This is a genomic window from Humitalea rosea (genome assembly GCF_003253705.1).
Classification (GTDB): domain Bacteria; phylum Pseudomonadota; class Alphaproteobacteria; order Acetobacterales; family Acetobacteraceae; genus Humitalea; species Humitalea rosea.
This window is the reverse complement of the sequence record NZ_QKYU01000050.1, coordinates 1-11,546: the sequence shown is the minus strand read 5'-3', so window position 1 is coordinate 11,546 and position 11,546 is coordinate 1. Positions and strand designations below refer to the sequence as shown.

Genomic DNA, 11,546 nt, shown 5'->3' with positions numbered 1-11,546 from the left:
GAACCATCAGCAGCAGCAAGCATGACAACCATACCCGCATCGCCTGCGCGCCCACAGCTTCGCAGCCTTCAGCACGCAAGGAAAAGGGGTAAGGCAGCATGACTGGCGCCGCGCAGATGCTGACCGTGCGGGTGCCACTGGTGGTCCGGAAGCAGCGGGGCGGGCGAAAGCTGATGGTCGCGCCGAGCAGCACCACCAGCCGGGGCTCCGCGCCTGCGGACACCACGTTGGTGAAGGCACTGGCCCGCGCGTTCAGGTGGCGGCGGATGATGGAGACGGGCCGCTACGGCACGATCGACGAACTGGCGGCGGCCGAGAAGATCAACTCGTCCTATGTCTCGCGCCTCCTGCGCCTCACGCTGCTGGCCCCCGACATCGTCGAGGCAATCCTGGACGGGCGGCAGCAGGAGGGCATGACCCTGCCGGCGCTCATGGAGCCGTTCCCCATCGAATGGGCTCGACAGCGAGGCCGGCGTTGGTCGCCATCTCCGCCTCCACCCAATCCGCCAATCGCCGCACGCGGCGCCCGAGATGCGCGCCCCGCATGACGAAGTGATCGTGGTCGTAGTCGGCCATGGCGTAGGCGATTGCCCATCGCAGCGTCGCCACGCCGAACGCCTGATCCTCGCGCTCGGTGAGAATGGCGCGGAGGAACAGCAGCCGTCGGTCCGTGGTGATGGCGCCATGGCAATGGATGCTCCGACGCCGACGCAGCGGCGGGGCGGCCAGCCTGACGGCTTCCAGCAGGGCGCGACGCCGCCCCGTGCGATCAGCGCAGTCAGCCCGCGCAAGATCACGCGCCTCGATGAGAAGGCGGCAGACGGCCTCCGAGCAGTTCGGGTCCAGCACTGCCTCAACCAAAGTCTCGATGATCAGCGACTGCATGAAGCGACGCTTCGCGCGCATGCCGAGACCCGCGACATAGGTTGCGACCGGGACAAAGCGCTGCGGCGTCTCGTGCAACCCGGCCTCGAGCCTGATCGCCACCATCTGCAGGCGCTGCGGCAGCGGCATTCCACGCCCCCGCCGCTTGGGTGACAGCGCATCGCCGATGCCCTCCCGGGTGCGCGCAGGACGCCGCGGCTCGGGCACCTGCGCGCTGGCCGGATCGTGGTCCGCCTCTGGTGCTGGCGTCGCCCAGCCGAGGATCTCCTCCGCCTGGGCGACCGTCAGCCGTCCCCCATTCCGGTGGGCGATCGGCGATGCGCGCTCCAGGAATCGCCAGAGCAGACCGGGCGGCGACGTTCCGAACCGCCGCTCCACATCCCAGGCCTCCGGCACCACGCGGGCGAGGTGCAGCAGAAGCTCTGCCCTGTTCCGCGCGATGTGCGGAGGGTCATCGCCGCGCAGGCAAATCTCGTAGGGCACGCTGACATGGCCCTCGGCGGTTGCCTGTGGGCCGGGGTCGCGGGCGAAGATCGCGACCTCATAGCCTTCCCCGATCAGGCGGGAGATGATCTCACCCGCCTGCCGCGGCAGTGGTCCCACTGCACGGTCATCCCGGTCCAGGACCAGCACAGTGTTCGGGCCGCGCGGGTCGTCGCGTGCCGGGCGCAGCTTGAGGTACCGCAGCGCGTCCTTCGCCGCTTCGAGGCTGCGGCCAGGCGCGGGCAGCCAGCCCCGCAGCAGCGGCCTCGGCCGCTCCGCCGGTTTGGCCAATGCCGCGGGGGTGGGGGACGATGTTGCGGCCTCCAGCCCGGGCATGGCGATCCCGAGCCGCTTGGCCTCCGCCAGGGCGCGCGCGGTCTGGATTCGGGCCGCCTCGCCGCCGACCAGGCGATAGTCCTGCGCGACAACCTGCCAGGAGGGCAACGGCAGGGCACCCGGCGGCACCCACTCGACTTCCTTGGTCCGCTGCCAGCCGGCGCAAGGACCGGTCAGCATCACGGCGCGCCCGCCCGTGTCGGGTCCGCCGAACCGCTCCGCCAGGAGCGGCTGCGCCTGGAGCAGATTCGCCACCTGATCCAGCGCGTCGGCCGGGCTGGCTGCCACGGGTCCGGCATCCACCAGCGACAGGCGGGCGGCGATCCGCCAGTTCCCTGGCGTGGCCTCGAACGGATGGCCGTCCAGCATCTCCGCCTCGATCCGACCACCTGCGTCCAGGATCTCGGCGATGCGGCGGTTCTCGCCCCGGGGTAGGTAGCCAAGCCGATCACCCTCCGGCGTGTGGATGGCGACCGCCCAGGGATCCCGCGTATTCGCCGGTTCGCGCCGCAGCAGCAGGGCCTGCCCGGCCCGCAACCGCGCGGCGACGCGAGGGGCGGCGTGGTACCGTGTGCCGACGACCGAGGCGTCCCCGAGGGGCAACGGTGCCCGCTTGGCGGCGGCGGCTAGAGGGGCTGCCATTGGCGCCGGGGCCGGTGGCGCCGGCGTAACGACGCCCACCCGCGCCGCCAGGGCCGAAACGGCGCTCAGAATGTCACGGCGGCGGGGCATGCTTGCGATGATGCAATGGGTCCGAATCAGCGGGAAGAGCCACGCCGACCAGCCTGAACTTCGCCCGGACCGACCGCGCGATGGATGACAGCGGGTTTATCCTTGGGCACAATGATCAATACTTGGACGTCTACGGCTGGCGCCGTGGCGCCGCCGGAGTCGATTGTCCCTATGTCGCGTATCTCAACCCCTCCAGGCGCCGCCGGCCCTGGGCCACTGCATGCGGCGCTGCGGCAGGTCGCGGCCAGCATCGCCCGCCTGCGGGCCGATGGCGGTCAGGTATTGGAGGAAGACACCAAGCGAATTCTGATCACGCCCACAATCGAAGCGCTGGGCTGGGACCATATCGCAGAAATTCGCAACCAGTATCGGCACAACCGCCGCGACAATCCCGTGGATTACGCACTCTTCCTCAATCGTTCGCCGGTGCTTTACGTCGAGGCCAAGCCGCTTGGCGGTTCGCTCGATGACCGGAAGTGGATCGTCCAGACGCTGAATTACGCCAATGCGGCCGGCGTGGACTGGTGCGTCCTGACCAACGGCGCCGAGTCCCGGCGGCGCATGCAATCCACCGACGACCTCTTCGCCCTTGGCCGCCTGGCGGCTGGCACCACCCTCACCATCCGTGGCCGCGAAGACTTCGCCGCCTGGGTGCTGGACGGGCAGACCGTCGAATTCAAAGGCGAACGCCTCTCCTTCAACGATTGGGGCCAGCGCGTCACCGGCTGGACCTCGATCCGCATCTACACCATGGCCTGCCTGCCGGATGGCCGCACCCTCGACCAGTTCCGCGATAAAGCTGAAGCCGCGAGCACCACGCCATGAGCCAGTCCCAATCCCTCTCCGCCCTCATCTGGTCCGTCGCGGACCTGCTGCGCGGCGACTACAAGCCCTATGAATACGGCAAGGTCATCCTGCCCTTCACCGTGCTGCGCCGGCTGGACTGCGTACTTGCCCCATCGAAAGCCGCCGTCCTCGCCGAGCAGGCCGCGCGGCAGGCGAAGGGCATCAACCCCGAGCCCTTCCTGCTCCGCCTCACCGGCGTGCCCTTCGCCAATACCTCGCCGCTCGACCTGAAGCTGCTGCTGGGCGACCAGGACAACATCGCCATCAACCTCACCGCCTATCTGCAGGGCTTCTCGCCGGCGGTGCGCGACATCTTCGAGCGCTTCCTGTTCGCGGACCAGATCGAGCGGCTGAAGAAGGCCGGACTGCTCTACCAGATCACCGAGAAATTCCTCGGCTTCGACCTCGGCCCCGACCGTGTCAGCAACCGCGACATGGGGCTGATGTTCGAGGAGCTGATCCGCAAATTCTCCGACTTCTCGAACGAGCAGGCGGCCGAGCAATTCACCCCGCGCGACGTCATCACCCTCATCGTCAATCTGCTGTTCATCGAGGACAGCGACATCCTCACCCCCGGCACCGCCGCGGTCCGCACCGTGTATGACCCCACGGCCGGCACGGGCGGCATGCTGTCGGAGGCGGAGCGGCATCTGCGCGCGCACAACCCGGCCGCCTCGCTCACGCTGTTCGGGCAGGAGCTGAACGACGAAGCCTATGCCATCTGCAAGGCGGACATGCTCATCAAGGGCCAGGATGTCCGCAATATCCTGCCCGGCAACACCCTTTCCGCCGATGGCCACCCGACCCAGAAGTTCGACTACATGCTCTCCAACCCGCCCTTCGGCGTGGAGTGGAAGAAGGTCGAGAAGGAAGTCCGGCGCGAGCATGAGCAGCTGGGCCATGCCGGGCGCTTTGGGCCTGGGCTGCCGCGCATCTCGGATGGCTCGCTGCTGTTCCTGCTGCACCTGCTGTCGAAGATGCGCCCGGCGAAGGATGGCGGCAGCCGCATCGGGATCGTGCTGAACGGCTCGCCGCTGTTCACCGGCGGCGCGGGCTCGGGCGAGAGTGAAATCCGCCGCCATGTGCTGGAGAATGATTTGGTGGAGGCGATCATCGCTCTGCCCACGGACATGTTCTTCAACACCGGCATCGCCACCTATGTCTGGGTGCTGTCCAACCGCAAGCCGGAGCATCGCCGCGGCTTGGTGCAGCTGATCGACGCCTCCGCGCTGTGGCAGAAGATGCGCAAGAGCCTCGGCTCCAAGCGCCGAGAAATGGCCGAGGCGGATGTTGATGCCGTGACCCGCCTGTTCGGCGATTGCGTCGAGGCGCAGCTCGCCACCGTCACCACCGCGGACGGCCGCGTGAGCCGTGTGGTGGTGCGGGAAGGCGAGGCGCCGCCACCGGCGCCAAACGGCGGCAGTGTTAAGCTCGCCCGCATGTCGCGCCTGTTTCGCACCGAGGAGTTCGGCTACCGCAGCATCACCGTGGAGCGGCCCTTGCGAGACGCGGCGGGCCAGGTGGTGCTTGGCCAGAAGGGCAAGGCCAAGGGCAAGCCACAGCCCGACCCGGCGCTGCGCGACACTGAGAACGTGCCGTTGACGGAGGACGTGCAGACCTACTTCGCCCGCGAGGTGCTGCCGCATGCGGAGGATGCCTGGATCGACCACGAGAAGACGCGGATCGGCTACGAAATCCCCTTCAACCGGCATTTCTACGTGTTCGAGCCGCCGCGACCGCTGGCGGCGATTGATGCCGATCTGAAGCAGGCGACGGACCGCATCCTGACCATGATCGCGGGGCTGGCGACATGAGGCTACGCGAATTGCTCGACCAGCTTCGGTCCCTTGATGAGAATTCGCGGCTGGAGGTCAAGCGCGGCTCCCAGGTCGGCGACTCTATCCTACAGACGATTTGCGCGTTCGCGAACGAGCCCGGCCTCGGCGGCGGTACCATCCTACTCGGCGTCGAACGGACGGACGAGGGCATGCTGTTCCCCGACTACAGCGTGTGCGGCGTGCCTGACCCCGACAAGGTGCAGGCCGATTTGGTCACCCAGTGCCGCAACGTCTTCAGCACCCCGCTCTCGGTCACCGTGACCGCAGAGCAGGCAGACGGCGGCGCCGTCCTCATCGTTGACGTGCCTGAAGCGTCGCCTGCTTCGAAGCCGGTACACTTTGCCCGCAAGCCTCTGCCGGGCGGCGCCTTCCGCCGCCTCGGCTCGGCCGACGTGAAGTGCACCGAGGACGACATCGCCCTGCTATTCCAGCAGCGCCGCACCACGCCGTTCGACGCCACCTTGGTGGAAGGGGCCACGATGGAAGACGTTGAGCCTGACGCGATCGCCCTCTACCGGACGACGCGGCAGGCGACAAACCCGGCGGCCGAGGAACTCCGCATGGGCGACCTCGACCTCCTCCGTGCGCTCCGCTGCGTCGAGAACGGCCCCGGCGGCCCCATCCTCACCCTCGCCGGCCTCCTGCTATTCGGCCGTGCTGCCGCGCAGAGGCGGCTGCTTCCGATGATCCGGCTCGACTACGTGCGTGTCCCTGGGCGGGACTGGGTGCCGGAGAACGGGGAGCGTTTCACTTCGACCCTCGACATGCGCGGCCCGCTCGTCACGCTGCTCGGCCGCGCCCAAGCCGCGATCCTCGACGACCTCCCGCGCGCCTTCCACCTGCCGGAGGGCAAGATGCAACGGGAGGACAAGCCGCGCCTGCCGACCCGCGTCATCCGTGAGGCCGTCGTCAACGCCCTGATGCACCGGAGCTACCGGTCACAGCAGCCGACGCAGGTCATTCGCTTCGCGAACCGGCTGGAGATCCGCAATCCCGGCTACTCTCTCAAAGCGCCTGAACGCCTCGGCGAACCCGGGTCGGAGCCGCGTAACCCAACCATTGCGGCGGTGCTCCACGAGCTGAACTTCGCAGAGACGAAGGGCACTGGCATCCGCATCATGCAGACCGAGATGCGCCGGGCTGGCCTTACGCCCGCAGGTTTCGAGAGCGACCGGGAGGCCGATGCCTTCACCGCCACCTTCCTCTTCCACCATTTCCTGGAGGAGGAGGACGTCGCTTGGCTCGCTCGCTTCCGGAGCCTGGGCCTGACCGACGAGATGCTGAAGGCCCTGGTGGTGGTCCGGGAGAGGGGGCGGATCAACAACGTCATCTACCGCGACATAGCCCAGTGCCATGCCACCGATGCCACACGGGACCTGCGGCGGCTCTGCGAACTTGGGCTCCTCCTGGCAGAGGGAAACACCACCGGCCGTATCTACCGTCCGGGGCCGGGCATGATGGCCGGGGGCGCTGTAGGTCCGGCCGTGCCTGCCGATGACGGCAGCATGCATGATAAGGCGGCTACCATGCATGGTAAGGCCGTCACCATGCAGGATAACGGCCTGCCACCGGTGCCGGAGGAACTGCGCACCCTGCTCGATCTGCTTGGGCGGCGGACTGACCCGGGGATCTTGCACGCCGTGGTGGAGAAGCTCTGTGCCTGGCAGCCCCTCTCGGTGGGGCAACTGGCTGACCTGCTCGGGCGGACCGAAACCTACACCCGTACCGTGATCGGAGCGATGGTGAAGGAGGGCCGTCTGGAGCGGACGCGCGCAGACGTGCCGCGACACCCCGATCAAGCCTATCGCACCGCCCGGCAGCCGCCAGCATGAGCTTCCCTGCTTACCTGGCCTATCAGGACAGCGGCATTTCCTGGATTGGCCCTGTGCCAGCCGGGTGGTCGGTCAAGCGGCTGCGGTTTCTCGCGCAGGTGCAAACAGGCATTGCGAAGGGCAAGGACGTCCAGGGCATCGAGACCATCCGCGTGCCCTACCTGCGCGTCGCCAATGTGCAGGATGGCTTCATCGACATCGACGATGTCAGCGAGATCGAGATCGCGGCCTCTGACCTCGGCCGGTACCTGTTGCGCCCCGGCGACGTGCTGATGAATGAGGGCGGCGACTTCGACAAGCTGGGACGTGGCCAGGTGTGGAACAGCGCCATCGACCCGTGTATCCACCAGAACCACGTGTTCGCCGTCCGACCGCACGGGATCGAGCCGGAGTGGCTGGCGCTGGTGACCAGCGCGGATTGCGGCCGCTTCTTCTTCATGACGCGGGCGAAGCAGAGCACCAACCTTGCCTCGATCTCCTCGACGAACCTGCTCGAACTGCCCGTGCCTTGCCCGCCGCCCGCGGAGCGGCGCGCGATCATGCGCTTCCTCGACCGCGAGACCGGCAAGATTGACGCGCTGGTGGCGGAGCAGGAGCGGCTGATCGCGCTGCTGAAGGAGAAGCGGCAGGCCGTCATCTCCCAGGCCGTCACCAAGGGCCTCGACGCCAGCGCGCCCATGAAGGAGTCCGGGGTGGCGTGGCTGGGGCAGGTGCCGGCGCATTGGGAGATAGTTCCAAGCACTTGGCTCTTTGCCGAGGGGCGTGAACGCGCCCATGCGGATGACCAGCAGCTTTCCGCAACGCAAAAATACGGTGTCATTCCGCAAGCCGAATTCGAGCTCCTGGAAGGACGGCAAGTGACGCATGCTCTGATGCACTTGGATCAGAGAAAGCATGTCGAAGTCGATAATTTTGTCATCAGCATGAGAAGTTTTGAAGGCGGCATAGAGCGTGTAAGAAATAGAGGGTGCGTCCGATCATCGTACATCACCCTAATTGCCTCTAAAAAAGCGAAGCCTTCGTACTTCTCGTACGTATTCAAATCGAAGCCCTACATCCAGGGACTTCAAACAACAGCCAATTTTATCCGCGACGGGCAGGATCTTAACTACGGAAACTTCCGTCAGGTACCGTTGCCACTGCCCCCCGGCGATGAGCAGGAAAACATCGCAGCGCTCCTCATTTTCGAGACGAATAGGGCGGATGCGCTGATCGTTGAAGCCCACCGCGCCATCGCCCTCCTCCGCGAACGCCGCGCCGCCCTCATCTCCGCCGCCGTCACCGGCAAGATCGACGTGCGCGGCCTCGCCGCCGTCCCGCAAAAAAACGCCGCCGCCGCATGACCGGCCCGCACCGCGAATCCCGGCTGGAAGACGCCATCTGCGCCCATCTCGCCGCGCATGGCTGGCTCTACGAGCCCGGCGCCGCCGCCCGCCACGACCGCGCCCGCGGCCTGTTCCTGGAGGACCTCACCGCCTGGGTCCAGGCCACCCAGCCCGAGGCGTGGGAGGCGTTGACGAAAACCCATGGCGCCGCGGCCGGCCTGGCGCTCGCCGACCGGCTGCGCGCCGCGCTCGACCGGCAAGGAACGCTGGAGGTGCTGCGCCAGGGGCTCGACATGGTGGGGCTGCGCCGGCCGATCGCCCTCGTGCAATTCCGCCCGGCGCTGGCGATGAACCCGGCGCTCGCCGAACGCTACGCCGCCAATCGGCTGCGCGTGGTCCGGCAGGTACGGTATTCGGGGGCGCATGAGAGCAGCCTCGACCTGGTGCTGTTCCTGAACGGCATTCCCGTCGCCACCGCCGAGCTGAAATCGGACTACACACAATCCGTGCGCGATGCGGTGGACCAGTACCGCTACGACCGCGCGCCGCGCCTGCCCGGCCGCAACGTGCCGGAGCCCATCCTCGCCTTCCCCGGTGGTGCGCTGGTCCATTTCGCCGTCAGCAACAGCGAGGTGCGGATGTGCACGCGCCTCGATGGCGCCGACAGCCGCTTCCTGCCCTTCAACCAGGGCCATGATTTCGGCGCCGGCAATCCGAACAACCCCAATGGCACGGACACCGCCTATCTGTGGGAGCAGGTGTGGCAGCGGGACTCCTGGCTGGAGATCCTCGGCCGCTATTTGGTGCCGGTGAAGGATGGCAAGCAACGCCTGACCGGCTGGATTTTTCCGCGCTTTCACCAGCTCGACGCCACGCGGCGGCTTGTCGCGCAGGTGCTGGCGGATGGTCCGGGCGGGCGCTACCTGATCGAGCATTCGGCGGGCTCCGGCAAGACGAACTCCATCGCCTGGACGGCGCATTTCCTGGCCGACCTGCATGATGCCGAAAACCGGAAGGTGTTTGACACGGTGCTGGTGGTGTCGGACCGTACGGTGCTGGACCGGCAATTGCGCGAGGCGTTGGAGGGGTTCGAGCGGACGCAAGGCGTGGTCGCCACCATCACCGGCGACGGCGGCAGCAAGAGCCAGGAACTGGCGGAGGCGCTGGCAGCGGGCAAGAAGATCGTGGTCTGCACCATCCAGACCTTCCCCTTCGCCATCGAGCAGGTGCGCGCCCTGGCCCGCATGCAGGGCAAGCGTTTTTGCGTGATCGCGGATGAGGCGCATTCCTCGCAGACCGGCCAGGCCGCCCAGAAGCTCAAGCAGACGCTGACGGCGGAGGAGGCGGCGGCACTCGACGACGGGGGCGAGTTCGACCTTGAGGATTTGCTCGCCGCCGAGATGAAGGGCCGCGCGGCGCAGGATGCCGCGATCAGCTATGTCGCCTTCACCGCGACGCCGAAGGCCAAGACGCTGGAATTGTTCGGCCGGCGGCCGGACCCGTCGCGGCCGGCGGCGGCGGACAACCGGCCTGCGGCCTTCCATACCTATTCCATGCGGCAGGCGATCGAGGAGGAGTTCATCCTCGATGTGCTGCGCAACTACACCGCCTATCGCATGGCCTTCCGCCTGACCCATGCCGGGCGCGAGATGGACGAGACGGAGGTGGATGCCAGCGAAGCGAAAAAGGGCATCATGGGATGGGTGCGGCTGCACCCGCACAACATCGCCGCCCGCGTGCAGATCGTGGTGGAGCATTTCCGCCAGAACGTGGCGCACCTGCTGGCCGGCCGTGCCAAGGCCATGGTTGTGACGGCCAGCCGGCGCGAGGCGGTCCGCTGGATGCGGGCGATGGAGGCCTATATCCGCCAGCGCCGCTACAATCTCGGCGTGCTGGTGGCCTTCTCGGGCGAGGTGAACGACCCGGAGAGCGGCCCCGACCCCTTCACCGAGGCCAACATGAACCCGGGGCTGCGCGGGCGCGACATGCGCGAGGCGTTTGCCACTGCGGAGTTCAGCCTGCTGATCGTGGCGAACAAGTTCCAGACCGGCTTTGACCAGCCGCTGCTCTGCGCGATGTATGTGGACCGCCGGCTCGGCGGCATCCAGGCGGTGCAGACCCTGTCCCGCCTGAACCGGGCCTATCCGGGGAAGGACACGACCTATGTCGTGGACTTCGTGAATGAGCCGGAGGAGGTACTGGGCGCTTTCCGCCAGTACCACACCACCGCGCAACTCGCCGATGTGAGCGACCCGAATGTGGTGCTGGACCTGCGCAGCAAGCTGGACGCGCTCGGCTTCTACGACCGCTTCGAGGTCGAGCGGGTGGCCAAGGTCGCGATGACCCCGGGCGCGACGCCGGGTGATCTCGATGCGGCTCTGGGACAGGTGAGCAGCCGGTTGCTGACCCGCTTCAAGCACGCGCAGCAGGCCGTCCGCGGGGGCACCGATGGCTCCAAGGCGAGCGACGCGGCGAAGGATGAGATGGAGGCGCTGCTGCTCTTCAAGCGCGACCTCGGCAGCTACGTGCGGGCCTATGAGTTCCTCGGGCAGATGTTCGACTATGGCAACACGGAGTTCGAGAAGCTCTATCTGTTCGCCCGGCTGCTGCTGCCCCTGCTGGATTATGGGCGGGAGCGTGAGGGGATCGATCTTTCGGCGCTGCGCCTGACGCATCACAAGCTGCGCGACCTGGGGCAGCAGAAGCTGAACTTGGCGGGCGGGGAGCCGGCGGAGGGGCTGAAGCCGGTGACGGAGGTGGGGTCCGGCGAGATCCAGGACCGCCAAAAGCAGCTTCTGGCCCAGATCATCCAGGCCCTGAACGACCTGTTCGAGGGGGAGCTCACGGATGGGGACAGGGTCGCCTTCGCGGAAAGCGTGCGGACCAAGCTGATGGAGAGCGAGACGCTGCGGGCCCAAGCCGCGGCGAACACGCGGGAGCAGTTCGTGAATTCGCCGAATCTGCGGGAGGAGCTGCTGAACGCCATCATTTCGACAATGGAGGCGCATGGCAGCATGAGCCGGCAGGCGCTGAACTCGGAGGCGATTCAGGCGGGCCTGCTGTCGGTGCTGCTTGGGCCGGGGGCACTGTGGGAGTGCTTGCGGCGTGGGGACGAGGCGCCACCCTCGCCGGGCTGAGCCCGAAACCGTGCCTATCCGGTTAACGCAGACCCCTACCACATGTAGGGTGCGTCCAAGCGCCGGAATATAGCTCGGCGTAGGTCGGCGCCTGAACTCTGCCGGCGATACCGAGCAGCGAACGGAAGGCAT

7 protein-coding genes and 2 pseudogenes are annotated in these 11,546 nt (G+C 67.3%); 5 read left to right on the top strand and 4 right to left on the bottom strand.

The window, feature by feature from the left end:
* From C8P66_RS24220 to C8P66_RS24845, 3 genes and pseudogenes are all read right to left on the bottom strand, one after another.
* A partial coding sequence (locus C8P66_RS24220; protein WP_211314257.1) for a hypothetical protein occupies positions 1 to 196 on the bottom strand: 196 nt, incomplete at its 3' end.
* Between the two features lie 233 nt (positions 197 to 429).
* Positions 430 to 2,073, bottom strand: coding sequence for a hypothetical protein (locus tag C8P66_RS22995; protein ID WP_245903757.1), 1,644 nt, complete (start codon positions 2,071 to 2,073; stop codon positions 430 to 432).
* 21 nt (positions 2,074 to 2,094) lie between these two features.
* Positions 2,095 to 2,346 (bottom strand): annotated as a pseudogene (locus C8P66_RS24845) (HIRAN domain-containing protein); the annotation flags it as partial.
* A gap of 234 nt (positions 2,347 to 2,580) precedes the next feature.
* On the opposite strand from C8P66_RS24845, the gene C8P66_RS22990 reads away from it, so the two are divergent.
* From C8P66_RS22990 to C8P66_RS22970, 5 genes are read left to right on the top strand one after another with little or no spacing between them, the layout of a single operon-like run.
* Complete coding sequence (locus C8P66_RS22990; protein WP_146423046.1) at positions 2,581 to 3,261, top strand: hypothetical protein; 681 nt, start codon at positions 2,581 to 2,583, stop codon at positions 3,259 to 3,261.
* On the top strand, positions 3,258 to 5,096 hold the full coding sequence (locus C8P66_RS22985) for a type I restriction-modification system subunit M (RefSeq protein ID WP_111400619.1): 1,839 nt from the start codon (positions 3,258 to 3,260) through the stop codon (positions 5,094 to 5,096). Before C8P66_RS22990 ends, C8P66_RS22985 begins: the two co-directional genes overlap by 4 nt.
* A complete protein-coding gene (locus C8P66_RS22980; protein ID WP_111400618.1) occupies positions 5,093 to 6,952 on the top strand; it encodes an ATP-binding protein in 1,860 nt (619 codons plus the stop codon). Before C8P66_RS22985 ends, C8P66_RS22980 begins: the two co-directional genes overlap by 4 nt.
* On the top strand, positions 6,949 to 8,295 hold the full coding sequence (locus C8P66_RS22975) for a restriction endonuclease subunit S (protein ID WP_111400617.1): 1,347 nt from the start codon (positions 6,949 to 6,951) through the stop codon (positions 8,293 to 8,295). The genes C8P66_RS22980 and C8P66_RS22975 overlap by 4 nt, the downstream gene beginning before the upstream one ends.
* The gene (locus C8P66_RS22970; protein ID WP_111400616.1) at positions 8,292 to 11,414 is read left to right on the top strand and encodes a type I restriction endonuclease subunit R; all 3,123 of its coding nucleotides are present in this window, start codon (positions 8,292 to 8,294) and stop codon (positions 11,412 to 11,414) included. Before C8P66_RS22975 ends, C8P66_RS22970 begins: the two co-directional genes overlap by 4 nt.
* A 22-nt stretch (positions 11,415 to 11,436) precedes the next feature.
* Here C8P66_RS22970 and C8P66_RS22965 read toward each other — a convergent pair.
* Positions 11,437 to 11,546 (bottom strand): annotated as a pseudogene (locus C8P66_RS22965) (IS1595 family transposase); the annotation flags it as partial.

Coding starts and splice junctions, on each gene's coding strand:
- C8P66_RS22985 (WP_111400619.1), top strand. CDS start 3,258: ATGAGCCAGTCCCAATCCCTCTCCGCCCTCATCTGGTCCGTCGCGGAC.
- C8P66_RS22975 (WP_111400617.1), top strand. CDS start 6,949: ATGAGCTTCCCTGCTTACCTGGCCTATCAGGACAGCGGCATTTCCTGG.
- C8P66_RS22970 (WP_111400616.1), top strand. CDS start 8,292: ATGACCGGCCCGCACCGCGAATCCCGGCTGGAAGACGCCATCTGCGCC.
- C8P66_RS22995 (WP_245903757.1), bottom strand. CDS start 2,073: ATGCTGGACGGCCATCCGTTCGAGGCCACGCCAGGGAACTGGCGGATC.
- C8P66_RS22980 (WP_111400618.1), top strand. CDS start 5,093: ATGAGGCTACGCGAATTGCTCGACCAGCTTCGGTCCCTTGATGAGAAT.